The 24,861-nt window shown below is 70.5% G+C and carries 23 protein-coding genes; 3 read left to right on the top strand and 20 right to left on the bottom strand.

The genetic code is table 11. The features are described 5' to 3' along the window. Positions 1-21 precede the first annotated feature (21 nt). From DAA40_RS00275 to ald, 6 genes are all read right to left on the bottom strand, one after another. Positions 22-876, bottom strand: a complete 855-nt coding sequence (locus tag DAA40_RS00275) for a pseudouridine synthase (RefSeq protein ID WP_106847765.1) — start codon at positions 874-876, stop codon at positions 22-24. Further along, positions 876-1,685 (bottom strand): SMC-Scp complex subunit ScpB, encoded by an 810-nt coding sequence (scpB, locus tag DAA40_RS00270; RefSeq protein ID WP_199849432.1) that lies wholly within the window; start codon positions 1,683-1,685, stop codon positions 876-878. The genes DAA40_RS00275 and scpB overlap by 1 nt, the downstream gene beginning before the upstream one ends. Beyond that, positions 1,682-2,569: a ScpA family protein gene (locus tag DAA40_RS00265; protein ID WP_234356172.1), complete on the bottom strand. Its 888-nt coding sequence runs from the start codon at positions 2,567-2,569 to the stop codon at positions 1,682-1,684. The genes scpB and DAA40_RS00265 overlap by 4 nt, the downstream gene beginning before the upstream one ends. Continuing rightward, a complete protein-coding gene (locus tag DAA40_RS00260) occupies positions 2,566-3,549 on the bottom strand; it encodes a ParA family protein (RefSeq protein WP_199849600.1) in 984 nt (327 codons plus the stop codon). Before DAA40_RS00260 ends, DAA40_RS00265 begins: the two co-directional genes overlap by 4 nt. Positions 3,550-3,784: 235 nt before the next feature. Beyond that, positions 3,785-4,717 (bottom strand): site-specific tyrosine recombinase XerD, encoded by a 933-nt coding sequence (gene xerD / locus DAA40_RS00255; protein WP_106847764.1) that lies wholly within the window; start codon positions 4,715-4,717, stop codon positions 3,785-3,787. Beyond that, complete coding sequence (ald, locus tag DAA40_RS00250) at positions 4,707-5,813, bottom strand: alanine dehydrogenase (RefSeq protein WP_106847763.1); 1,107 nt, start codon at positions 5,811-5,813, stop codon at positions 4,707-4,709. Before ald ends, xerD begins: the two co-directional genes overlap by 11 nt. Before the next feature lie 90 nt (positions 5,814-5,903). On the opposite strand from ald, the gene DAA40_RS00245 reads away from it, so the two are divergent. Next, the gene (locus tag DAA40_RS00245; protein WP_106847762.1) at positions 5,904-7,757 is read left to right on the top strand and encodes a hypothetical protein; all 1,854 of its coding nucleotides are present in this window, start codon (positions 5,904-5,906) and stop codon (positions 7,755-7,757) included. A gap of 30 nt (positions 7,758-7,787) precedes the next feature. After that, on the top strand, positions 7,788-8,627 hold the full coding sequence (locus tag DAA40_RS00240) for a hypothetical protein (RefSeq protein WP_106847761.1): 840 nt from the start codon (positions 7,788-7,790) through the stop codon (positions 8,625-8,627). Here DAA40_RS00240 and DAA40_RS00235 read toward each other — a convergent pair. The 12 genes from DAA40_RS00235 to DAA40_RS16020 form a co-directional block, all read right to left on the bottom strand. Then, the gene (locus DAA40_RS00235) at positions 8,624-9,250 is read right to left on the bottom strand and encodes an NUDIX domain-containing protein (RefSeq protein ID WP_234356171.1); all 627 of its coding nucleotides are present in this window, start codon (positions 9,248-9,250) and stop codon (positions 8,624-8,626) included. The two genes, DAA40_RS00240 and DAA40_RS00235, sit on opposite strands and share 4 nt — an antisense overlap. Continuing rightward, the gene (locus DAA40_RS00230) at positions 9,251-10,924 is read right to left on the bottom strand and encodes a CTP synthase (RefSeq protein WP_106847760.1); all 1,674 of its coding nucleotides are present in this window, start codon (positions 10,922-10,924) and stop codon (positions 9,251-9,253) included. Between the two features lie 109 nt (positions 10,925-11,033). Further along, positions 11,034-13,226, bottom strand: a complete 2,193-nt coding sequence (locus tag DAA40_RS00225) for a hypothetical protein (RefSeq protein WP_106847759.1) — start codon at positions 13,224-13,226, stop codon at positions 11,034-11,036. Between the two features lie 5 nt (positions 13,227-13,231). Next, on the bottom strand, positions 13,232-14,347 hold the full coding sequence (locus DAA40_RS00220) for a glycosyltransferase family 4 protein (protein WP_106847758.1): 1,116 nt from the start codon (positions 14,345-14,347) through the stop codon (positions 13,232-13,234). Continuing rightward, the gene (gene murJ / locus DAA40_RS00215) at positions 14,344-15,978 is read right to left on the bottom strand and encodes a murein biosynthesis integral membrane protein MurJ (protein ID WP_106847757.1); all 1,635 of its coding nucleotides are present in this window, start codon (positions 15,976-15,978) and stop codon (positions 14,344-14,346) included. The genes DAA40_RS00220 and murJ overlap by 4 nt, the downstream gene beginning before the upstream one ends. Continuing rightward, complete coding sequence (locus tag DAA40_RS00210; RefSeq protein ID WP_106847756.1) at positions 15,975-16,796, bottom strand: hypothetical protein; 822 nt, start codon at positions 16,794-16,796, stop codon at positions 15,975-15,977. Before DAA40_RS00210 ends, murJ begins: the two co-directional genes overlap by 4 nt. A 6-nt stretch (positions 16,797-16,802) precedes the next feature. Further along, a complete protein-coding gene (locus tag DAA40_RS00205; RefSeq protein WP_106847755.1) occupies positions 16,803-17,762 on the bottom strand; it encodes a copper transporter in 960 nt (319 codons plus the stop codon). After that, complete coding sequence (gene steA / locus DAA40_RS00200) at positions 17,759-18,943, bottom strand: putative cytokinetic ring protein SteA (RefSeq protein ID WP_106847754.1); 1,185 nt, start codon at positions 18,941-18,943, stop codon at positions 17,759-17,761. Before steA ends, DAA40_RS00205 begins: the two co-directional genes overlap by 4 nt. Before the next feature lie 40 nt (positions 18,944-18,983). Beyond that, positions 18,984-20,741 (bottom strand): DNA repair protein RecN, encoded by a 1,758-nt coding sequence (gene recN / locus DAA40_RS00195; protein ID WP_106847753.1) that lies wholly within the window; start codon positions 20,739-20,741, stop codon positions 18,984-18,986. Positions 20,742-20,752: 11 nt separating this feature from the next. Then, positions 20,753-21,664 (bottom strand): NAD kinase, encoded by a 912-nt coding sequence (locus DAA40_RS00190; protein WP_234356170.1) that lies wholly within the window; start codon positions 21,662-21,664, stop codon positions 20,753-20,755. 45 nt (positions 21,665-21,709) lie between these two features. Continuing rightward, positions 21,710-22,522, bottom strand: a complete 813-nt coding sequence (locus DAA40_RS00185; RefSeq protein WP_106847751.1) for a TlyA family RNA methyltransferase — start codon at positions 22,520-22,522, stop codon at positions 21,710-21,712. Continuing rightward, complete coding sequence (locus tag DAA40_RS16020) at positions 22,500-22,859, bottom strand: hypothetical protein (protein ID WP_158716143.1); 360 nt, start codon at positions 22,857-22,859, stop codon at positions 22,500-22,502. Before DAA40_RS16020 ends, DAA40_RS00185 begins: the two co-directional genes overlap by 23 nt. A gap of 60 nt (positions 22,860-22,919) precedes the next feature. Between DAA40_RS16020 and DAA40_RS16015 the strand changes: the two genes are divergently transcribed. Continuing rightward, positions 22,920-23,246, top strand: a complete 327-nt coding sequence (locus DAA40_RS16015; protein ID WP_158716142.1) for an SCP2 sterol-binding domain-containing protein — start codon at positions 22,920-22,922, stop codon at positions 23,244-23,246. A 133-nt stretch (positions 23,247-23,379) separates the two neighbouring features. Here DAA40_RS16015 and DAA40_RS00175 read toward each other — a convergent pair whose 3' ends face one another. Beyond that, the gene (locus DAA40_RS00175; protein ID WP_106847750.1) at positions 23,380-24,390 is read right to left on the bottom strand and encodes an HAD-IIA family hydrolase; all 1,011 of its coding nucleotides are present in this window, start codon (positions 24,388-24,390) and stop codon (positions 23,380-23,382) included. Next, entirely contained in the window at positions 24,359-24,727 is a 369-nt protein-coding gene (locus DAA40_RS00170) for a single-stranded DNA-binding protein (protein ID WP_106847749.1), read from the bottom strand. The genes DAA40_RS00175 and DAA40_RS00170 overlap by 32 nt, the downstream gene beginning before the upstream one ends. Positions 24,728-24,861: the final 134 nt, after the last annotated feature.

The raw sequence follows: 24,861 nt of genomic DNA, 5'->3' as shown, positions 1-24,861 counted from the left end.
CCCGGCCCGAAACCGCGGGCGCTACTTCTCCACGGCCGCGTGCAGCTCGGCGATCTCCTTGCTGTTCAGCGGCCGAATGATGCCAGATCGCTGTGCCCCAAGATGGATCGGGCCGAACTTGGTGCGGGCCAGGCTCTGGACGGGATGCCCGACCGCCTCAAGCAGCCGGCGGACGATGTGCTTGCGTCCTTCATGCAGCACGACCTCGACCATGACGCGGTTGCCGAACTGCTCGATGAGCCGGAACGAGTCGACCTTCGCAGGCCCGTCCTCGAGCTCGATTCCGGCCCGCAGTCGCTTGCCGACGTCGCGCGCCACCGGGCCGATGATCTCGGCGATGTAGGTCTTCTCGACGCCGAAGCTCGGATGCGCCAGCTTGTGCGCCAGCGCGCCGTCGTTGGTCAGCAGGATCAGGCCTTCAGTGTCGGAGTCCAGCCGCCCGACGTGAAACAGCCGGATGCCGCGCTCGACATAGCTCTCGATGTAGTCCGAAAGCGTGTAGCGGCCGCGGTCGTCGCTCATCGCCGACAACACGCCGGCCGGCTTGTTGAAGGCCAGATAGATCATGTCGTCGCGGGTCTCGATGCGGGCGCCGTCCACCTGCACGATGTCGCGCTGCGGGTCGATCCGCATCCCCAGGGTGGCCCGCTTGCCGTTGACGCTCACCTGACCCCGCGCGATGAGGTCCTCGCAGACCCGCCGGCTGCCGACCCCGGCGCGCGCCAGCACCTTCTGCAGCCGCTCACCGCCGGGGCTGTGCTGGTCGGTGAGCGGTCTTCGAGCGGGCAGGTCGAACTCGGCGTCCGCCAGCTCGAACTCCTCGTCGTCCTCGTCGTAGTACTCCCCACCCAGGTCGAGGTCGTAGGTATTGCTCATCAGTCCATCTCCAGGTCGGCGAGCGCGGCGAGGCCGGACTCGAGCCGCTCATCCATCTCGGGGTCGACATCGGGCAGCAGAGGGGCGATCGGCGGCAGCTCCTCCAGCGAGCGCAGCCCGAGCTTCTCGACGAACAGATCGGTCGTGGTGAGCAGTCCGCCGCCGCTGCCCTCCTCATGCCCGGCCTCCTCGATGAGCTCGCGCATCAGCAGTGTGCGGACGACGCCGTCGACGTTGACTCCGCGAATGGCCGACACCCGGGCTCGGGTGATCGGCTGTCGGTAGGCGATCACCGCGAGGGTCTCGAGGGCCGCCTGGGTGAGCCGGGTCTTCTGGCCGTCCAGGACGAATCGCTCGACCGCGGGCGCGTACTGCTCGCGGGTGTACAGCCGCCAGCCGCCGGCTGCCTCGCGCAGCTGGAAGCCGCGGCCCTGCTCGTCGTACTCAGCCTGCAGCGCGCGCAGGTGCTCGATGACGACGTCCTCTCCGATGCCGATGGCGCGGGCGATGTCCATCGCGGACGTCGGGGTGTCCACGACCAGCAGCACCGACTCGATGGCCGGGGAGATGTCGGACTCCAGGATCGTCATCAGCTGGTCGGGCTCGCCCGCCTCCTCGCCCTCGTCGGGGCGCGGCGGAAGCTGCAGCTCGAACGGCTTGGGCTCCTGCGGCCGGTCAGTCTCGTCCGGGCTGTAGTCACCGGCATCGTCGTCCTGCGGCGTCTCCACCCGGCTAGGCCATTGGTCGACGACCGCGGGGGTGTCGGCGCTCGTGGGGGTCGTTGGGGTGTCGGGCGTGGCGTCGCTCATGCGTAGTCCTCGTCGGGATCGTGCGCGGCGGGATCATCGGCGCCGCCCGGGTCGGCGTGCGCGTCGGCGCTCCAGCGGACGTTGAGCTCGCCTAGCGGCGCTACCTGTTCGAAGATCACCGACTTCTCGCGATAGAGCTCCAGCAACCCGAGGAAGCGGGCAACGACCTCGAGCGTGTGGGCGCAGTCCTCGGTCAGCTCGCGAAAGGTGAGCTGTCGTCTGCGCGCCAGCCGTTCGCGCATGATCGTCATCTGCTCGCCCACCGAGACCTGCGCGGCGTGCAGGTGGTCGATCCGCACCGTCTCCGGCGTCTTGGGCGTCATCACCCGTTCGGCGATCCGCGCGAACCGCTCGGGACCGACGCCGATCAGCAGCTCGGGCAGGGCCTGCGCGTACTGCGGCTCGAGCGACACGGCTCGCGGATAACGGCGGCCGGCGGTGCGAATCATCTCGGCGATGGCGGCCGCTACCTGTTTGTAGGCGCGGTACTGCAGGAGTCGTGCGAACAGCAGGTCACGTGCCTCGAGCAGCGCGAGGTCCTCGTCGTCGTCCACCTCCGCTTTGGGCAGCAGCCGGGCGGCCTTGAGATCGAGCAGGGTCGCGGCAACCAGCAGAAACTCCGTCGCCTGGCCGAGGTCCCAGGTATCGCCGTCGCGTCGGATGTGTGCGATGAAGTCGTCGGTGACCTTGGAGAGCGCGACCTCGGTAACGTCGAGCTTGTGCTTGCTGATCAACTGCAGCAGGAGGTCGAAGGGGCCCTCGAAGTTCGTCAACCGGACGGTGAAACGGGGGCGTGTCGATCCCTCGTCGTGGAACTCCGAACCGGCCGGAGCGATCTGGTGAGGATGCTCGGCGGTCGCGGTCACCGGCGACTGCTCGGTCACGACTCGGCGTCGCGCAGCAGGATCTCGCGCGCGAGATTGCGGTAGGCCTCAGCAGCCGGGGACGTCGGCGCCCAGGACGTGATCGGCTCACCCGCGACCGTGGTCTCCGGGAAGCGAACGGTTCGGTTGATGGTGGTCTGGAAGACCTTCTCCCCGAACGCCTCGACGATGCGGGTGAAGACCTCACGGGCATGGATCGTGCGCGGGTCGTACATCGTGGCGAGGATGCCCTCGAGGCCCAGATCCGGATTGAGCCGGTCGCGTACCTTCTCGACGGTGTCGATCAGCAGGGCGACACCGCGTAGCGAGAAGTACTCGCACTCGAGCGGGATCAGCACACCGCGCGCCGCGGTGAGCGCATTGACAGTGAGCAGGCCGAGCGAGGGCTGGCAGTCGATCAGGATGTAGTCGTACTGCGGGAGCAGCGGCCGAAGCACCCGTTCGAGGGTCTGCTCCCGGGCCACCTCGTTGACCAACTGGATCTCCGCGGCGGACAGGTCGATGTTGGCCGGCAAGAGGTCCAGGCCCTTGACCGAGGTGCGCAGGACGACGTCCTGCGGGTTGGTGCCGCGCTCGACCAGCAGGTTGTAGACCGTGGTGTCCAGGTCGTGCGGCGCGATGCCCAGGCCGACCGACAACGCGCCCTGGGGGTCGAAGTCGACCAGCAGAACGCGCCGCCCGAACTCCGCGAGGGAGCTGCCCAGGTTGATGGTGGTCGTCGTCTTGCCGACCCCGCCCTTCTGGTTGCACACGGCGATGACGACGGCCGAGCCGCTCTCGCCGACCGGTGGCGGGTCGGGAAGCGGGCGCTGGCGGGCCTTGGCGGGGTCCTCGCCCATGCCACCGCGACGCTTCCTTGGCGTCTCGTCCTGCTCGTCGCTCGTTGCCGCCACGGCCTCGCCGACCGTGCTCGTCTCAGTCTCAGGCTGAGGCTGAGGCTGAGACATTCCCGACGACACACCCTGCACGGGCAGCGTCATCGGGGCAAGCCGTTCGGTCGCAGGCGCCCCTGGGTCGGTTGCGTCCGCATGCTCGTCGGCGACGTACACGCGCTGCTCACCATCGCCGTGCACCGCGAAAAGGTCCTGCTCAGGGGCGTTATCTGGCGGATAGGTCATGGCTCGGTATCAAGACCTCTCGGTCGGATCTCGGTTGCTTTCGCACCGAGTCTATCGGCCTGGCGGGCAGGCTCCGGGGCGTCGCGGCGGCGTGGTCTCAGCGGGCCCGCGGGTGGCTGGTCGCGTAGACCTCGCGCAGCTTGTCGACGGTGACCAGCGTGTAGACCTGCGTGGTCGTCACCGACGCGTGCCCCAGCAGCTCCTGCACCACGCGGACGTCGGCGCCACCGTCCAGCAGGTGGGTGGCGAACGAGTGCCGCAGGCTGTGCGGTGAGACATCGGCCTGGATCTTCGCCCGCTCGGCGCAGGTGCGCAGGATCGCCCACGCGCTCTGCCTCGACAGCGGACCACCCCGGGAGTTGAGGAACAACCGGGGAGTCGAGCGGCCGGCGGCGGCCAGCCCGGGACGTGCCCTGACCCGGTAGGCGTCTACCGCAGCGAGGGCGAACGAGCCGACCGGGACGATGCGTTCCTTGCCGCCCTTGCCCCGGATTCGCACCGCCCGAGCCTGAGCGTCGATGTCGTCGACGTCCAGGCCGAGTGCCTCCGAGATGCGCGCGCCCGTCCCGTAGAGGAACTCCAGCAGCGCCCGGTCGCGTAGCGCGAGCGGCGAGTCGTCCCGGGCGGCCGCGTCGAGGAGCTTCTCGACGTCCGCGATGTCCAGCGCCTTGGGCAGCCGCTTGCCCGGGGCCGGCGGGCGGACGTCGTGGGCCACGTCGGTGGGCACCAGACCCTCGCGGGCGGCGAACTTGTGCATGCCCCGCACCGCGACGACGACCCGCGCGGCCGACGTGGTCGACAGCGGCGGGTGGTCGCTGTCCCCTTCGCGGATGTGTGCGGCGAAGTCCGCAACGTCGCCGGAGAGCACATCCGTCAGGCGGGAACGCCCGCGCCCGGCCAGCCACGCGGTGTATCGCTCGAGGTCGCGCCGGTAGGCGGCCAGGGTGTTGCTGGCCAGGCCACGCTCGACGGCGAGGTGGTCCAGATAGGTGCGGACGACCTGCTGGAGGGAGTTCTGGTCAGTCGGCAAGCGGGCGCCACTCCAGATCGTGGGCCTCGGCCACCGCCTGCGCGACGAGCTGCCCGTGAGCGATGTTCACCGCACCCGCCAGCGCGCTGCTCGTGCTGACTGCCGCGTCGAATCCGCGCTCGGCCAGCAGTACGGCGTACGGGAGGGTGGCGTTGGTCAGCGCGGCGGTCGAGGTGACGGGGACGGCGCCCGGGATGTTCGAGACCGCGTAGAACACCGAGTCGTGGACGACGTAGGTGGGCTCGTCGTGACTGGTCGGACGGGTGTCCTCGAAGCAGCCGCCCTGATCGACGGCGATGTCGATCAGCACCGATCCCGGCTTCATGGCCGCCACCATCTCGTTGGTCACGACCCGTGGCGCCTTGGCACCGGGAACGAGCACCGCCCCAATGACGACGTCAGCGGTAGCCACCGCCCGCTCGACGGCGTCCGTGGTGGAGTAGACGGTCTGCACAGCACCGCGGAAGAACCGGTCAGCGGCGTGCAATGCATCGATGCTGTTGTCGAGCAGGACGACGCGCGCCTGCATGCCGGCCGCGATCTGCGCAGCGCGCATGCCGCTCACGCCGGCGCCGATGATGACCACCTCGGCGCCGTGCACACCGGTGACGCCGCCGAAGAGGATCCCGCGCCCACCGTGGGACTTGATGAGGGTGTGCGAGGCGATCTGCGGCGCGAGGGCGCCGGCGACCTCGCTCATCGGTGCGAGCAGCGGCAACCGGCCGTCGGCTGACTGGACCATCTCGTAGGCGACGGCGTTGACGCCCGCGTCGGTGAGTGCCGTCGTGGTCTCGCGCGAGGCTGCCAAGTGCAGGTAGGTGAACAGCGTGAGGTCGGAATGCAGGTGCTGATACTCCTCGGAGGTAGGCTCTTTCACCTTCAGCATCAGCTCGGCCTCGCCCCACACCTCAGCCGCGTCGGGAACGATCCGGGCGCCGCCGGTCACGTACTCATCGTCAGTGAACGACGAGCCGGCGCCCGCGTTGGTCTCGACCAGCACCTCGTGCCCACGCAGGTGCAACTCACGCACGCCGGCCGGCGTCAGCGCCACCCGGTACTCGTGGTTCTTGGTCTCGCGCGGGATCCCGATTCGCATCTAGTCGCATCGCCTCTCTGCCGGTGCCGGGCGACACCCGGCGCATCCAGAAACCATATCTGCCCTGCCACATGCCGTAGCCTGGTGCGAGTGGAAACGACGCAGCAGATCACGGCCTCCAGCCAGCCGCGCGACGTCCCCACCGCACTTCGCAACGCGGCCACCCGCACCGCGATCGACGGCGTCACGACGTTGTTCTCACCCATCGGCGGACGCACGCGGGCCACGCTGTCGTTCCGGGTGGGCACTGCCGACGAGCCACTCCACCAGCGCGGCATCAGCCATCTCGTAGGCCATCTGGCCAGCGCGGCAGCCGACCAGGACGCCGCCGTCTGCCCGGTCACCGTCAGCGCCTCGACGCTCAGCCTCCACTTCGTCGGGAACGCGCTCGCCGTCGCCAACGAGATCGGCGCGGTCTGCCACTGGATCACATCCACCTCCTCTGGCGGGCGGATCGATGAGCGGGCGCTGACCAGGGCGCGAGAGCTCGCGGACGCCGACCAGCGGCTGCACGCGCCCGAGCACGCCTACGTGCTGCGGCATCGCTTCGGCCCGCGCGGCTGGGCGGCCGGCTCATACCCTGAGCATGCGCTCGGCCAGCTCGACGCGGACGACGTCGTGGCATGGGTGCGTGAGTACCTGACGACCCAGAATGCGGTACTGGCGATCAGTGGAACGAAGGCCACGACGCTGCGCGTCCCGCTGCCTGCTGGCGAGTACCGACCCGCCCCCGAGGTGCCACCCAGCGTGCTGACCACGCCGGCGCTGGTCACGACCCCGGCACCTCAGCTGAGCCTCAGCGGAATCATCTCGACCGACCCGAACCGCCTCGACCGGGATCGCGCCGCCGCCGGGCTCACCACGGAGATCGCGCGGTCGCGCGTCGCGTATGCACTCGGCCGCCGCTACGGGCGAGACGTCACGGTTCGCGGGGGTCCGATGGCGCTCGGGCGCGACGCCGTGCACGGTGTCGTATGGGCACCGGTGGACGCCGTCCGTGAGGCGAAGATCGCCGACATCGCGGCCGAAGCGCTGCAGGTGCTGGCCGAGGGCCGGCTGGTCGAGGGAGAGCTGGCCGCGCATGTCAAGCGACGCCTCGCGATGTACGAGAAGGCGGCGGCCCGCCACGCCGGCGCACACGAGCTGCTGCACCGCCAGGCGTTGGGCGCGCTGAACGAGACCCCTTGGTCATTGGCGCTCGAGCGCCGGATGCTCACCGCCGTCGATGCCGAGCTCGTCTCCGGCCAGATCGATGACCTGGTCGCGAGCACAGTACTCGCGATGCGCGAGACCGACCCGCCGGTGCGCCGCTGGAGCCGGTCGCCGCAGCAGCCCGCATTCGAGCCCGGTGGGGCTGCCTTCCGTTCCCGGCCCGCCTACGGCCTTAGCTCTCGCACCAGTCGCCCACACCGGCTGCTCGTCGACGAGCAGGGCCTCACCCTTCGCTCGACCGATCGGCCCGACCAGCAGCAGCGGTGGGATGCGCTCGCCCTGGTGCAGTCCTGGAACGACGGGCGAGTGCTGTTGACCGGGAACGACGGGACCACCTTCGACGTGCGGCCTGAGCAGTGGCTGGCCCCCGATCTGGTCGAGACGGCGGTCCGCGAGCGGCTTCCGGAGGAGCTGTCAGTTGTCGAGATGGGTGATCGCCACACGCCTCCGGCCGCGCCGCTCCGCGTGACCGACACAGTCGCCCCCGCCTGGTGGTGGGCCATGGCAGGTGCGGGTGTGCTGCTCGCGATTACCGCTCTCACGCCGATCTGGCCCGTATCACTGCCGTGGCTGAGATGGCTGGTGCTGGCCGTCGGCACGCTCCTCGTCGTCGTCGGCGGCGCGTGGGCCGCCGACACCTGGCTTTCCGAACGCAGGCTCGGGCGGCCCGGGGTCACCGTCTCGAACGAGCCAGCCTCCGAACCGGAACAACTCACCTCCAGCGCACGTTGACCTGAGCAACGGCTAGACAAGGACGCACTCATGGAGCTAATCCTCATCATCGGGCTCATCCTGCTCGCGGTCATGCTGTTCAGCAGCAACCGCCAGCCGGCGATGGCCGGCGCACGCGGACGATCCATGGGCTCGCGCCGCGGCGGGCTGTCCCTGGAGGACGAGAAGGCTGAGGCACGCCGCTGGATCGATCGGCTCGGTGGGCAGGTGCTGAACCTGCAGGGCACCGACACGGCCTCGAAGCAGGCCATGAGCGATGCCTCGGAGCGCTTCAACGCCGCCGGGTCACAGATCGAGCAGGCCACCACACCGCACCAGGCCAAGCTGGCCAAGGAGACCGCGATGGAGGGGCTGTACTACGTGCGAGCCGCCCGCACCGCGATGGGTCTGGACCCTGGCCCCGAGCTGCCCAAGGACCGAGAGCGTGAGCGGGCGGGCGAGGTCACCGAGGACCGCCAGGTCAGCCTGGAGGGGCGCGAGTACGAGCTCTCCCCGGATGCCTCCGACCGTACCCCCTACTACTACCCCGGTGGTCGCGTTGCCGGCCGCCCGGTTCCGCGCGGCTGGTACAGCGAGCCGTGGTGGGCTCCGGCCATGGCCACCGGCGTGTGGGCGCTCGGCTCGATGATGATGTTCAACGCGATGTTCATGGGCATGGCCGGAATCGCCAGCGCTTCGGCGTGGGAGCAGGGCTACGACGCGGGTCAGGAGGCCGGTGACGGAGGAGCCGACGGCGGTGATGCCGGTGACGGCGGAGCCGACGGCGGTGATGCCGGTGGCGACTTCGGCGACGGCGGCGACTTCGGCGGCGGGGACTTCGGCGGCGGCGACTTCGGGTTCGGTGGCGACTTCGGCGGCTTCGACTTCTAACCGGCGTCCGGGCGCGGCCACGGCTCGTCGGCCGGTCGCAACAGCGACTCATCCCGCAGCGCCCGATCCGCAGCCAGCAGACCGCAGACCGCTATCGAGTTGACGATGCTGCCGTCGTGCACTGCGGCCAGGCAACGCTGCAGCGGCACGCGACGGACGATGAGATCGGCCTCCTCATGCTCGACGGTGAAGTCCGCGGGACGGTCGACCGCGCGCAGCTCGCGCGCCAGGAACACCCGCACCCGCTCGGCTGCGAACCCCGGAGCGCTCACGATGTCGATCAGGGTGTCCCACCTGTCCGCGGCGAGCCCGACCTCCTCGGCGAGCTCGCGCTGCGCGGCCGCGACCGAGTCCTCCCCATCGACGTCGAGGATTCCGGCCGGCAGCTCCCACAGATAGTCGGCCACCGCGTGCCGGTACTGCTGCAGAAGCACCACCTCGTGCCGCTCGTCGATCGCCAGGACGCCGACCGCTCCCCCGTGCGTGACGATGTCACGGGTCGCGGTGCTGCCGTCGGGGAATGCGACCTCGTCCTTGCGGACTCCGAAGATCGCGCCGTCGTACGCCTGTTGCGAGCGCACCACGCGGTAGCCGTCTGGTGCGCGGTGCGGCAGCGCGTCCACCTACTTGACCGGCAGCTTGGCCGCGTCCATGTACTGGAGCGCGGCGCCGATGAACCCGGCGAACAGCGGGTGGGGGTTGGTCGGTCGCGACTTCAGCTCGGGGTGCGCCTGGGTGCCGACGAAGAAGGGATGGACCTCTTCCGGCAGCTCACAGAACTCCACCAGCCGGCCATCGGGAGAGGTTCCAGTGAACTGCAGCCCCGCGCTCTCGAGCTGCTCGCGGAACTCGTTGTTGACCTCGTAGCGGTGGCGGTGCCGCTCGTTCGCGACGGTGGCTCCGTAGGTCTTGGCGACGACCGATCCCTTGCGCAGCACTGCTTCGTACGACCCGAGACGCATCGTGCCACCCATGTCGCGTTCACCGGCGAGCACGTCCTGCTGGTCGGCCATCGTGGCAATCACGTGGTACGGCGCGTCCTCGTCGAACTCCGCCGAGTTGGCGCCGTCCAGACCGGCCAGGTTCCGCGCCGACTCGATGACCATGCACTGCAGTCCGAGGCAGATGCCCAGGGTCGGGATGCCGTTGACGCGCGCGTAGCGAATCGCACCCAGCTTGCCTTCGATGCCGCGGACGCCGAACCCGCCCGGCACCAGCACGCCATCGACGTTGGCCAGCGATCGGGCGGCCCCCTGCTCGCTCTGGCAGTCGTCGGAGGGAACCCACTGGATCTTGACCTTGGCGCGGTGCGCGAACCCGCCGGCGCGCAGCGCCTCGCTGATGGACAAGTAGGCGTCGGGCAGGTCGACATACTTGCCGACCAGCGCGATGGTGACCGTCTCGCTGGGGTTGTGCACGCGGTCGAGCAGGTCGCCCCACACCGTCCAGTCGACGTCCCGGAAGGGCAGGCCGAGGCGGCGCACGACGTACGCGTCGAGGCCTTCGGAGTGCAGCACCTTGGGGATGTCGTAGATGCTGGGCGCGTCGACTGCTGCAACGACCGCGTCGGTCTCGACATCGCACATCAGCGCGATCTTGGCCTTCAGCGACTCGGGCACCTCGCGGTCGGCGCGGACGACGATCGCGTCGGGTTGAATGCCGATGCTGCGCAGCTGCGCGACCGAGTGCTGGGTGGGCTTGGTCTTCAGCTCGCCGGACGGCGCGATGTACGGGATCAGCGAGACGTGCAGGAAGAAGCAGTTGTCCCTGCCGACCTCGTGCCGGACCTGGCGCGCCGCTTCCAGGAACGGCAGGGACTCGATGTCGCCGACGGTGCCGCCGATCTCGGTGATGACGACGTCGATGAACTCTCCGGCAGGGTCGCTGTCGGCCATGCCGAGCATGCGGTCCTTGATCTCGTTGGTGATGTGCGGGATGACCTGCACGGTGTCGCCGAGGTACTCGCCGCGGCGTTCCTTGGCGATGACGTTGGAGTAGACCTGCCCGGTCGTGACATTGGCGAACCCGCTGAGGTTGACGTCGAGGAAGCGCTCGTAGTGACCGACGTCCAGGTCGGTCTCGGCGCCGTCCTCGGTCACGAACACCTCACCGTGCTGGAAGGGGTTCATGGTGCCCGGGTCGACGTTGATGTACGGATCGAGCTTTTGCATGGTCACCCGCAGCCCACGCGCTTTCAGCAGCGCTCCGAGGCTGCTGGCGGTCAGGCCCTTGCCGAGCGACGAGACCACGCCACCGGTGACGAACAGATGCTTGGTCTTGCGGGTGGCCTCGGGCATGGCGGACGCTCCTCACGCGTAAAAGCACCGGCGCTACGGCACATCTCCGCGTGGGAAGCAGCGCGAATAAGAAAGCCCGCAGGCAACCGACCTACGGGGTTTCACCCTATCAGGTGCCCGCGTCTCCTCGAACGGAGCCTGCAACGGTCGGCTCGGGTGCGTCGTCGCGGGTGCTGTCCGCGAGCATGCCCAGCGCGGCCGGAACGACGACCACCAGGGCGGCCGCGATGACCGCGACACCCGAGTCGTTCACCGCGAACCCGACGAACGCCATCACGAGCACCGCTACGACCGCTGCCTGGGCGTACGGGTGGTGCGTGCGCACGAACCGCCAACCCGGGGAGGAGCGGTCCAGGAATTGCCAGACCACGACGGCCAACAACACGGCGGCCAGCAGCGTCAGCACGCTGCCGGTGAGCACCCTGATGTTGGCCTGGAGCTTGCGCTCGATGACCGTGATGGCGGTGCCGTCGAGGATCTGGTCGACGAACCGCCCCAGGTGCGTGCGGTCGGCGGCGGGGCGCAGATAGTCGGCGACGGCGATCGCCATGACCGCGGCGGCGCCCGAGAGCATGACGATCAGCAACCGGACACGCGACAGCCGAGTGCCGGTGGCGATCATCCACAGCAGCAGCAAGGCGGGGGCCAGCGCGATCACGCCCCCGAAGTCGGCGCCCGCTCCGGGCGCGCCGTCCATCGCGATCAACGCCAGCCCGGTGACCCCCACCAGGATCGTCATCCGGCGGCGGGTCCCGGCGACTCGGCAGGCTGCTGCCAGCAGCACCAGCCCGGCGGCGGCGTACATCGCGAACGTGATGTTGCCGAAACCGGTGAACCGACCGGCGACGATGCCGTTGTAGCCGAGCGGGCTGTTCAGCTGCAGGTGCGAGCCGGTCAGGACGTCGAGCGCCAGCGTGCCGAAGGTGACCGTGCACGCGGCGAGCAGCGGTCCGCTGCGGTGCCGCCGCCACGGCCCGAGCAGGCACAGTGCCGAAAGCAGCACCCAGCAGGACGCGATGCAGACGATGATCGCGACGGAGGGCCGGCCCGCCCGTTCCCATGGGTAGAGATTGGCCAGCAGGCTGGAGACCGGCAGCGACGCGACGACGGTGCCCGCGGCGCGCATCCAGGCGGCGATGCCGCGACCGCGCCAGAGCAGGCCCGCGAGCGCGACCACGACCAGCGCGCTCAGCCAGGTCATGAAGGTGAAGAACCTGCCGGACATCCACACATGCGTGGAGGCCGCAACCGACTCGGCATGGAACGTGGCCACCTGCTCCTCGAGCGGCAGGTCACGATCCTCGCCGCGCATCACCTGCCCGACCATGCTCGACGGGGTGTCCTCACCGAGGACCGCCAGCGCGGTCGGCGCGATGTCGATCAGCTGCGAGAAGGGTGCTCGGGACGTGCTGGGTGCACTGAGCACCTGTTGCTCGATCCCGGGGCCGCTCGCGATCAGCGCGTGCAGCTTGGCCCGCTTGTACTCAGGCTGCGCAATGCCCGCGATGATGACCGTTGCACCCTGCTCTCTGGCGCCGGCGACGATCTCCGCGATCGCAGCGTCGAGGGCGAGCAGCTCCTCCGGCGTCCGGTTCAGCGCATGGCTGGTCGCCACGAGCGTGAGCGGGCAGTCCGCGACCCGCGCCGACCAATCCGCCGCGGTATGGCCCCGGTCGGCGACGCGGACGTCGGCGTCCTCCGCACCAACAGCCAGGATCGGCGAGCCACCGACGACGGTGCTGCACTGCACCGCCGTGCCGAGCGCGCCCGGGACCGCCCCGAAGCGCAGCTGCTCGTTCTCGACGATCGCCGGCGCGAGCTGGCTTCCTTCGACGGTCGGGACGGCGCCACGCTGACCGAGACAGCCCTCGGTCGCCTGCTCGGCGCGTTCCTCCTCCGGGCTCTGAGGCTCGGGCTCCTCCGGCGGGACCTGCACCGGCTCACCCGGCAACGGGTCGTCCGGCTCGGGGGGCAGTTCGTCCTCCGGGATCGTGGCCGGATAGCGTGCCCGGTTGCCGGCGCCGAGGGTGACCCATCCGTCCCAGGGGCAGGTCGTGGACCTGGCCGCGCGCGCCGTGATCAGGCCCGCGCCGCCCTCGTCGGCCAGTTGCCAGAGGGTCGGCATGGTCTCGGGCGAGATGACCTCCCAGTCCAGGGAGGGCACCCCCACGACGACGACGTGGTCATTGGGCTCAAGCGAGTGATAGCTCGGACCGGAGACAGTGCGAACCGCAGCCACCAGCACGGCGAGGGCGCCCAACGCCAGGAAGGCGGCGTACCACCGGTCGCGGGCCCGAGTCATCGCGCTCAGCGCCCACCGTCGAGCAGGTCGCGATAGATCGCGATGAGCGCGGCGGCGGTGTCGGCCTGGGTCACGAACTCGGCGGCGCGACGGCGTCCCGCCTCCGCGAGCTCGGCGCGACGGCCAGGATCGTCGATCAGCTCACGGACGGCGGTGGCCAGCGCGTCCGGATCGCCCACGGGAATGCGATAGGCCGCATCTGCGACCAGCTCCCCCATCCCGCCGGTTGTGGTGCTGACCAGTGCGACGCCCGCCCGCATCGCCTCCTGCGCGACAAGGGAGCGCGCCTCCCACACCGATGGCAGCAGAACCAGGTCGGCGGCTCCGAGCAGATCAGCGACGTCAGTACGACGACCCAGCAGCCGCACTCGCAGACTGCGAGCGTTGATCTCGCGGCGCAGCTCCCCCTCGAGCGGACCGTCGCCTGCGATCACCACCTCGGGCTTGGCAGGATGATCCTGCCACTGGGCCGCGGCCTGCAGCAGGGTGTCGTAGCCCTTCTGGGGATGCAGCCGGCCCACGCACAGCAGAAGTGGTGCGCCGGCCGGGATGCGCAGCTCGGCGCGCACCTCGCCGCGGTCGCGGGAGGGCGCCTCGAGCGGTGGGGCCGCGACCTCACGAAAGATTGCATGGCGCGCGCCGCAGGCCTCAGCGCGGGCGGTGAGGTCCGGTGATGCTCCGATCACCACGTCGGCGCTGCGGGCGACGAATCGTTCGATGGCCGCGTAAGCCTTGCGCAGCAGGGGCGAGTCGGTGTCGACCGCATTGTGCAGGGTGACGACGAGCGGGGTACGCCGGCCGAGGTTCGCGGTGGCGGCGACGGTCGCGGCCCGCAGTCCGTGGGCGTGGACCAGGTGGGCGCTGCGGGCGGCCGCCCGCAGCAGCCGCGCGGCCGTGGCATCCTCGATGGGCTTGGGCCCGCTGGCGATCTCGAGCGCGGCGAACCGCGCTCCGGCGTCCGTGAAGCCGAAGAGGTCCTGGGTCGCCTGGGGCCCGACCACGCGAAGATCCGCACCGGCCTGCACCAGATAGTCGCTGATGCCGCGCACGTGCGTGCCGACGCCGCCGGTCGAGGTGGCGAGCACCTGGGTGATGGTGCGGCCTTGCAACGGCTTGGTCACGAGCTCTCCTCTGGCTTCGGTGTTCGGCGGCGCACTGTACGCAGCGCACGGCGAAGGTCGGTGCCGGGGAGCACGAGCAGCACTGCGGCGGTGAGCGCCGCCGCCACTGCGCCACGCAGCAGGCCGACGCCCAGGGCTGTCATTATCGCGCTGTCCGCGTCGACCTGCAGTGAACCGGGCAGTGGCACGTGTCGCAGGCCATAGCCGACGGCTGCGCCGACGGTCGTCACGAGCATGAGGGACGCCGCCTGCCGCCACGCCGATAAGCCCGCCGCTCGGGCACTCATCACCGTCAGGACGACGCCGAGCACGAGGACGCCACCGGCGTTCGCCCAGCTCATCGCGGCCACCCGGTCGGCCGGTGCCCACGCGGTCGACAGCGCGAACGCCGCGGCAATCGCCACGCCCCAGCCGATCGCCGCGGCGATCGCGTTCTGGCGGGCTCGACCCATCGCGAAGAGCGCCCGGGAGTGCAGCGCGAACGCGCTGTATCCGGCCAGCCCCATGCTAAAGCCGATCAGGCCGTGGGTCAGCGCGTCCACCGACGGCTCTCCGGGTGACCGGCTGACGAAGACCACCGAGATCTCGCTCGCGGCGGCGACCAGGGCAGCGATTGCGATTCCGCTCAGCGCGGCGATCGCGACGTGTGCCCCCGACAGCAACCGCTGCAGGTCCCCTCGCCGCTGCTCGGTCACCGCCTCGGCCAGCCGCGGAAACACCGATGTCGCGATCGGTACCGCGAGCACGGCCCATGGAAGCAGGTAGATGGTCTGCGCGTACATGAAGACGTTGATCGCGCCCGGCGGGACGGCTGTCTGGTTCGCCAGCACGAGAGTGACCCCGATGAACAGCTGCTGCGCGACGAGACCGGCGATCCCCGCCGCCACCATCGCCCGCGCCCGCCTGGCCTGGCCGGGTGGGAAGTGAAAGGTCGGCCGCAGCCGGATGGGGGTGCCGCGTAGCGGCACGAGCAGGCTCAGGGTGAGCGCGACGACGCCCAGCGTGGTCCCGACGGACAGGATCGCCTGGTCCGCGGCGCTGACCGCACCGAGCTCCGCGCCGCGGCCCGCGACGGCGGCGAACAGCAGGTACGCCGCGATGACGACGAGGGAGGACAGCAGCGGGGCGATCGCCGGGCCGCCGAAGCGCTTGTATGCCTGCAGCACGCCGGTAAGCACGATGCCGACCCCGTACAGCACGACCTGCGGCGCGAAGATCCGCAGCATCGCCGTCCCGGCGTCGACGGCCTCGGAGCAGGGCGCCTCACCCAGGATGGCGATGCTCAGCGGACGGGCAAGCAACCCGATCAGCAACGAGACCGGCACGAGCACGGCGATCGTCCAGCTCATCAGCGCCGAGGCGGTCTGGGCGGCACTGCGGTGGTCGTCCTTGGCGACGAACGAGGAGATCAGCGGCACGACCACGCTGGCAAGCGCGCCACCGGCGACGATCTCGAAGACGATGTTGGGGATCGTGTTGGTCGTCTGGTAGGTCTGCCCGAGGCAGGTCTGGCCGACCGCGTTGGAGAAGACGATGTTCCGCGCGAACCCGACGACGCGGGCGAGCACCGTCAGGACGGCGATCAGCGCCGCGGCCCGGGCGACCGTCTGCGCGGCGCGGCGCGGGCTCATGCGCGTCGCCCGAGCGCATCCACCTCTCGCAGCAGCGGCGTCGACTCGATGATCCTGGTGAAGCTCACCTTCTCGCTGGCGAGGGTCAGGCCCGCCAGGACGCCGAGCAGCCCAGCGCGCCACGCCGGCCCGCCGGCAGCGGCCAGCCGCAGCCCGAGAACGGCGCCGATGGCGTTCGCGCCGCCGTCCCCCAGCATGGTGCGCTCAGCGAGATCATCGGGCAGCAGGCCCGCGCAGGCCCCTACCGGGCCCGCGACGAGGGCACCGTTGCGGCCACCGATCGTGCACCCCCCGACCAGCAGCGCGGCCTTGAGCGCGCGTCCCGGACGCAGGTCGAGAAGATTGAGCAGGTTGGCCGTGCCGGCGATGACGCCGCCGGCGACCAACCGGTCGAGCGGACGCCGGGTGACGACGCCCGCCGCGAGGACGCCGGCAAGCCCGACTCCCCCGATCTTGACCAGTCCCGACGTGACTCGTCCTTCTCGAAGGGCACCGAGATGGCCCCGAAAGCCCTTGTCGGCCTTCTGGTCCGGACGCTGCCCGACGATGTCGTCGTACACCCCGACCGCGCCGCTGGCCAGAGTCGCTCCTGCGGCCGCCGCGGCGAGTCCGGTCGGAGCTCCGGCCGCCGCGGTGCCGGCCGCGGCCAGGGCGAGCGCCGGGCCGGACAGCAGGCTGACGGTCTCGCCGCGGTGGTTGGTGCGCTTCCACAGCGTCGCGCCCCCGGGCTGCCAGCGGTGCAGCACCCGATAGATCGCCGGAGCGGTCGCCGCTCCCGCCGCGGCGAGCGCAGCGCGGCGCAGGACCTCGGTCACCATCGCGGCCTAGTTGGCCGGCGCCGGCTCGGGCAGCGGCGAGGGGGACGGCGCGATCGGGTCGGCCTCCTCTGCCGAGCCGTACGCCCCGGAGCTGCCGGTGGCCTCGGCGCGCAGCGCCCAGACGACGTTGACTCGCCCGCTCGCCCGGTCGGCGTTGTCGACGGTCGAGATGCTCGTGGCGACTGCGGCGTCCTCGCGAGCGGCGGCGACGACGCCTTCACCGGTCGCCGAGGCGGTGTCGCCGGCGATGACGACATTCGCGCCCGCCTTGTCCAGCGCAGTCGCCAACGACAGCACCATGTGATTGCGCTCGTCGGCCTGGTCCGCCGGCTGCCCGGAGACCACGATGACGACGTTCGGGGCGGGGGTGATGTCGGTCGAGTCCACCTTGAGCACGCCGAGGCTGCCCAGGCCCGAGAGCACAGTCGTGATCGCGGTACTCGGCTGACCGGTGCCGCCCGCCGGCGCGACCAGCATCGAGGCCAGCAGCGCACCCACGACGGCGCCCTCGTCGTTGGACTCCGGGAGGGTCACCCCGGCCGGGAGATCGCTGGAGGCGTAGTTCAGCATCTCGTCGGCGTGAGCCGGGTCGGTGTAGGAGTTGGTCAGCGAGATCGCGCCGGTGTTGGTGCCGCCGGCATCCTGCAACATCGTGATGATCGGGTCCCGCAGCTCGGCCGTGACGTTGTCACCGGCGGTGACGACGATGAAGTCCTGGCCGTTGAGCGCCCCCTTGACCAGCGTCGGCGCGACCTCGGCGTCGAACTCGCTGTTGTTCTCGATGGCCTGGTTCAGCGCCGTCACCCGGTTCTCCAGGTCGCGCTTGTCGTCGGTGAGGCTGGAGACGTTCGAGCGCAGGTTGGTGACGATGCCGCCGTTGAGCGCGGTGGTACCGATGATGATGCCGAGCGCGATCGCCAGGAACACCGAGATCAGCGAGACGACGTGGTACTTGAAATCGATCACGAGAAGAGGTCCTTAACCCAGAAGACGAAGCTCTGCCATCGGTCGGAGAGGATCTGTAGATAGGTCTGGCCGGCATCGGAGATGGCGACGGCGACGGCGATCGCGACGAAGGCGGCCAGCACGATCGCCACGAGCGAGCCGGTCGAGATCCGGCTCCGGTACAGACGGCTGACGCCCTTGGCGTCCACGAGCTTGCCGCCAACCCGCAGCCGGGTGAGGAAGGTCGAGGCCATGCCGCCGCGGCCCTTGTCGAGGAACTCCACGAGCGTGGCGTGGGTGCCGACGGCCACGATCAGCTCGGCGCCCTTCTCGTCGGCCAGCAGCATGGCGATGTCCTCGCTGGTGGCGGCGGCGGGGAAGGTGACCGCCTGGACACCGAGGTCTTGGACCCGCTTGAGTCCCGGTGCTCGCCCGTCGGGGTAGGCGTGCACGACGACCTCGGCACCGCACTTGAGCACGTGGTCGGAGACCGAGTCCATGTCCCCGATGATCATGTCGGGCTGCAGCTTCATCTCCAGTAGCGCGTCGGCTCCGCCGTCCACCCCGACGAGCAATGGCTTGTACTCGCGGATGTACGGTCGCAGGTGCTTGAGGTCCTCCTTGTAGTCATAGCCGCGCACCACGATCAGCACGTGCCGGCCCTGGAACTCGGTTCGCACCTCGGGCACGCCGATGCCGTCCAGCAGCAGCGAGCGTTCGCGCTTCATGTACTCCATCGTGTTGGCCGCGAACGCCTCGAGCTGGGTCGACAGCCCCGCGCGGGCCTCGGCCATCGCGCTGGTGATCGCCTCGTCGTCGTAGCGGAAGCCCGAGGCGATCTCCTTGTCGCCGGTCAGCAACCGGTCGCCCTCGATACGGACCTGGGTGCCTTCCTTGAGGTCGGTGAACACCTGTTTGCCGACGTTGTCCAGCAAGATGATCCCGGCGTCCACCAGGATGCCGGGGCCGAGGTTCGGGTAGCGCCCTGAGATGCTCGGCGAGGCGTTGACCACCGCGGAGACGCCGCACGCGACTAGCGCGTCGGCGCTGACCCGATCGATGTCGACGTGGTCGATGATCGCCACCTCACCGGGCCTGAGCCGTTTGGTCAGGTTCTTGGTGCGGCGATCGAGCCGAGCCACCCCTTCAGCGTCGGACCCGGCCGGCTGCGGCCGATCCTTCCGGATGGTGGCAATTTTCATGTCGTCCAGTCTCCCACCAGGACTGGAACAACCCCGGGATTTAGCGGGCCTTTCGCCGCTTCTTGTCGTGATCTGCGGCGCTCAGCAGCTCCCGGGCGTGCGCTCGGCCGGAGTCGCTGTCCGACAGCCCCGCGAGCATTCGGGTGAGCTCGTCCAGCCGCTGCTCGGGATCCAGCGGCGTGATGCCGCTGGCGATGACTCCACCCTTGGCCCGCTTGGCGATCTTCACGTGCTGGTCCGCATACGCGGCCACCTGCGGCAGATGGGTGACCACCACCACCTGGTGGCTGCGCGAGAGGCCGGCGAGGCGCCGTCCGATCTCGATCGCGGCCGCACCGCCGACGCCCGCGTCCACCTCATCGAAGACCATCGTGGCGACGGGGTCCGTGCCGGCGAGCACCACCTCGATCGCGAGCATGATTCGGGACAGCTCACCGCCCGAGGCGCTCTTGTCGATCGGCCGTCCCTCGTCGTCGGCGCCGTGGCCCAGCAGGATCCTGACCCGATCGCACCCGGTCTCGGTCGCACCGCGCGCGGACCGGTCACGGCCGAGCACCGGCCGCCCCGGCTCCGCGGGACGATCGGTGACCTCCACCAGTACGCGACTGCCGCCCAGCGCCAACGAGCCCAGCGCGGCGCTGACCTGCTTCTGCAGCCGGGCGGCGAGAGCGCGGCGCGATCTGGTCACCGCGGCGGCCGCACGCTCGGCCCGTTCTGCGGCGGCGTCCCGATCGGCCTCGAGCTGCTCGAGGCGCCCGGCGGAGTCGTCCAGGCTCGCGATCTGGCCGCGCGCCTGCTGCGCCCACGCCAGCACTCCGGCGATGTCGCCGGTACTCGAGTAGCTGCGGACGAGCTCCTTGAGCTCTGCCCGGCGGGTCATCAGCGCCGCCAGCCGGTCCGGGTCGTCGCTGATGCCACCGGCGAACGCCGAGAGCTCCCCAGCGATGTCACGCAGCTGGATGCCGACCTCGCTGAGCCGTTCGCCCAGGACGCGCAGCTGCGCATCACCGGATTCGGCTAGGGTGCGCGCGGCCTGGCCAAGCAGGGCATCGGCACCGGTCGCGTCGTACTCTCCGGGGGCGCCGTCGATGGCGGCGGCAGCGTGGGCGACCGCCTGACGTAGGGCTTCGGCGTTGGCCAGCCGATGCGTCTCGGCGTCGATCTCGTCGTCCTCTGCGGGCTGTGGATCGGCACGGTAGATCTGGTCGAGTCCGAACCGCAGCAGGGCCAGCTCGCGTTGCCGCCCCGCATCGTCGCGCCGCAGCTCATCGAGCGTGCGGACCGCCCGCTGCCAGGCGGTGAAGGCCTCGGCGTAGTCCGCGAGGAGGGACTGGTGTGCCGCGCCGCCGAACCGGTCGAGCACCTCGCGTTGCGCACCGGGCCGGGACAGCCGCAGCTGGGTGGACTGTCCGTGCACGGTCAGCTCGCTGTCGCCGATATCGGACAGCACGCCCACCGGGACCGAACGTCCGCCGGCGCTGGCGCGGGAGCGACCTTCGGTACTGACCGTGCGGCTGAGGATGAGCCGGTCGTCGTCGAGGGTCCCGCCGGCGTCCCGGCAGCGGGCTGCAGCCGGGCCGTCCGGGTCGACGATCAGCGTGCCTTCGACGTCCGCCGCTTCAGCGCCGCGACTCACCTGGCCGGAGTCCGACCGCGCGCCGAACAGCAGGCTGAGTCCGGCGACCACCATGGTCTTGCCCGCGCCGGTCTCGCCGGTGACGACCGTGAGCCCCGGGCCGAGGGGCAGGGTGGCGTCGGCGATGACACCGAGCCCGCGGATGCGCACCTCTTCGAGCATCGCCGGCCAGGTCAGGAGTTCCGGAAGCCGGAGACGGGCAGCTGGAACTTCGCCACCAGCCGGTCGGCGAAGTCCCGGCTGGCCAGCCGCGCGACCAGGATCGGCTTGGAGCCGGCGCGGACGACGGCGCGATGACCCGCGGGCACATCGATCAGCCGGCGCCCGTCGGCCGCGATGAGCGCGTCGTGGGCACGGTCGGCGACATCGATGCTCACCACGGACGACGGCGAGACGACCAGTGGCCGCGCGAACAGCGCGTGCGCCGCGTTCGGGACGATGAGCATCGCCTCCACCTCGGGCCACACGACCGGTCCGCCGGCGCTGAAGGCGTACGCCGTGCTGCCGGTGGGTGTCGAGCACAGTACGCCGTCGCAGCCGAAGCTGGTCAGCGGGTGGTCGTCGACGCCGATGGCGACCTCGAGGATCCGCTCGCGCTGGCTGCGCTCGAGCGAGGCCTCGTTGAGCGCCCAGGTGTGCTGGATCCGCTCAGGCGCCCGTGGATCGAAGACGTCGATGTCGAGCGTCATGCGTCGCTGCACCGTGTACGAGCGGGCCAGCACGTGCTCGATGACCTCGTCGATGCGGTCCGGCTCGCACTCGGCGAGGAATCCGACGTGCCCGAGGTTGACTCCGATCATGGGCGCGCCGTAGGGCCGGGCGTACTCCGCGGCGCGGAGGAAGGTGCCGTCGCCGCCGAGCACGACGACCAGTTCGGGCATGGGCTCGGGCGGGGTGACCGTGGGGTCCGGGCTCGGGGGCGACAGCGGACGGACCGACCCGGCCGGGAAGAGCAGTTCCTCGGACTCCGGGACGCTCACCGAGATGCCGGCCGAGCGCAACCGGGCGACGATGCCGCGTGCGAGGTCCACACTGTCGGCTCGTCCGGTGTGCGTGACCAGGACGATCTCCCGTCGGATTTCCACCAGGCTCCTTGCTCCGTCGCGCTCGTTGGCCGAACTCCTAGTGTTTCACGGCCGGGGTTCGCGCGCCGCCCAGAGGTCATCGAAGGACGCCGTGGACTCGCTCCGCCGCAGGTGCACGAAGAACTCCACATTGCCCGCCGGTCCCGGCAGCGGGCTGGTGACGATCCGCTGCGGGTACAGCGCCTGCTGACCGGCGGCCGCGACGACCTGCGCGACTGCCTCCCGGTGCAGGACGGGGTCACTGACCACCCCACCCTTCCCCAGGTGCGACCGGCCGACCTCGAACTGCGGCTTGACCATCGGCACGAGGTCGCCGTCCGGGGTGAGCAGCAGGGCGAGCTGTGGCATGACGTGGCACAGCGAGATGAACGACAGGTCGGCCACGACCAGGGGCGCGGCAGGGATCTCACTCAAATCGTCGCGCCCGACGTGGGTGCCTTCCATGGAGGTGACCCTGGGATGCTCGCGGAGGGAATGGACCAGCTGATCAGTGCCGACGTCGATCGCCGTGACGTGTGCGGCGGCGCGCTCCAGCAGGACCTGGGTGAAGCCGCCGGTGGACGCGCCGACGTCGATGCAGCGCCGACCCTCGACGTGGATTCCCATCGCATCGAGGGCACCGGCGAGCTTGTGGGCGGCCCGAGAGACGAAGTGCTCGCCGTCGGCCGGGGCGAGCTCGAGCCGGTCCGAGAGCGTCACCTTCGCCGCTGGCTTGGTGACCACGCTCCCGTTGACGCGCACCCGGCCCCCGCGTACCGCCTCGCCTGCGGTCTGTCGCGAGCGGGACATGCCGCGGGTGACCAGCGCGGCATCCAGCCGGGCGGCACTGCCCGGGTCAGCGGGACTGGTCGACGTCATCGAGAGACTGGCGCAGGTCCTGGTGGACCGCGTCGTACGCCGCAGCGTGCTCCGCGACCGGCCGGCCGGCAACGTCGTCCAGGCGGGCGATCGTCTGCCGGAAGCGCTCGGGAACCTCGGGATCCTGCGAGATCGCCGGCCGGGCGTCGTCGGGAGCCGGATCCGCGTCGTCTTCGCGCGCAAGGACGGGCTTGCCGGCCCCACGTTCGCGCTCCTGCTCCATCTGCTCGGCGGTGGGCCAGCAGCTCGTCGGCTGGTTCTTCCACGCATCGGCGCCGGTCGCGGGCGGCTTCGGCTCCGGCGTCGGAGGGGTAGGCGTGGGCTCATGGGGACGCATGCCTCGATTATGCTCGGTAGCGCCCGATTTCCGCGACGCGCAGAGGATGCGACCCCACTGATGGCAACGCTAGAGGAGTGCCGCGAGGCACTGACCGAGCTCACCAACGACATTGCCGAGTCCGGTGAGCAGATCGACTTCGATCGCTCGTTGAGCGCGAGGATCACGGATCTGGACACCGTGCTCAAGGGCCGGTTCGTCGGCGCCGCGTTCACCGACATCGAGCAGGCCGAGGATCCGGACGCCGACATCAAGCTCACCCTGACCTCCGACGACCTGGTGGCCATGTGCCGCGGCGACCTCAACGTCATGAAGGCGATGGCGACCGGCAGGCTCAAGCTGCAGGCGAGCATGGGCGACATGATGAGGCTCCGCAAGCTGCTCTAGAACTCAGGAGCTGCTGGCGATGCACTTGCTGAAGGAGACGACGGAGGCTATCGCCCGGCTCGAGCGCGAGATGCTGGCCACCACCCGCCTCGCGATCTTCCGGCGACGCCGCCTGAGGCCGGCACCGGCGCGTTCAGCCGTCGAGGCCGAGCTCTGCGGCAAGGCGCCGGGCGGCGTCGTCGCCCGGCCGGGCACGCTCGCCCCGCCAGGTCAGCGCGCAGGCGAGCGCCAGATAGTCGGCCCGGTCGTCCACTCCCGGAGCCTCATCACCGGCGACGATCTCACCCTCTCGCGCAGTCCATCTGCCCGATGCGGCTCGGGCGGCGGCCTCGGCGACGCTGATGCCGGGATGCAGCAGCCCCCGCAGATCGCTGGCGACATAGGTGGGCCGCTGTTGGGGAACGGCAGCGACCACCTCGGCCGGAGTGCTCACCCCGGTCATCACGTAGAGGCTGTCGCAGTTAGAGGACGTGGCGCCCTCGATGTCCGTATCGAGACGGTCGCCGATCACCAGCGGCAGGCGCGCGGCGGTGCGCTGCACCGCGGCGTGGTGCATCGTCCGCTCGGGTTTGCCCGCCACGACGTCCGGTTCTCGGCCGAGCACCTCGCCGACCACGCGCACGAAAGCGCCGTTGCCGGCCAGGACGCCCCTGTCGGTGGGAATCGTCGAGTCGGCGTTGGTGGCGACCCACAACGCACCGGAGCGCACCGCAATCGTCGCCTCGGCCAACTGGATCCACCCGGTACGCGGGCTGTGCCCCTGTACCACCGCGCTCGGGCGGTCCTCAGCACTGCTTACCGGGCGCAGCCCGACGCCGCTGACCGCCTCGGTCAGTCCGCGGTCCCCCACGACCAGGACGGCTGAGCCAGGCTCCAGTCGCTCGGCCAGGACCCCGGCGGCCACCTGGGCCGAGGTGATGATGTCCTCGATCTCGGCCGGCACTCCCGCCTCCGCCAGCTTGGCGGCCACGTCGGCGGGCGTGCGGGAGGCATTGTTGGTGACGAACGCCGCCCGCATGCCCGACCGGCGGGCGGCGCCAATGCTCTCGGCGGCGTACCGGATGCGCGCCGAGCCGGCGTACACCACGCCATCGAGATCGAACAGCCCGACGTCATGGTGCTCGCTCAGCGGTATTGGCCTCATCAGCGTCCTTCGCGGCTCGGGCCCGCCGGACGGCGCGCACGTCGACTACATATCGGCTCCGGGCACCCGCCGGGCTTTGCCAGAACCGCCGCCGCAGCGCGCCCTCGACCTCGAGAACGACCCCGGCGGGCCACCGCGCCGCGAGCCGGCGCACCTGGCGGGTATATCCCTCGCAGTCGATCGTATCGACCGCCGCCCGGCTCCCATCGTCGCGTGGCACCACCAGTCGCCACACCGCGACCTCATCGCCGCTGGGCAGCTGCCGGATATCTGCCTGGGCCGACAGCCGGCCACACAGGTAGACGTGGTTGCGCGTCGATCCCACTCGTGCGCTCATCGCTACACCTCCCACTCGTCCTGAGGGAAGTGTGGGTCGCGACCGGCTCGGGCGGCAGCCATGACGGCCGGCTGTGGACAGCCGCCCGCCGTTGTTGACATCTGGGGCCACCGGGGGCGTTGCTGTCCGCGCTA

Source organism: Blastococcus sp. Marseille-P5729, from assembly GCF_900292035.1.
Classification (GTDB): Bacteria; Actinomycetota; Actinomycetes; order Mycobacteriales; family Antricoccaceae; genus Cumulibacter.
Note: the sequence above shows the minus strand (reverse complement) of the source record. Positions and strands in the feature narration are given on the sequence as shown.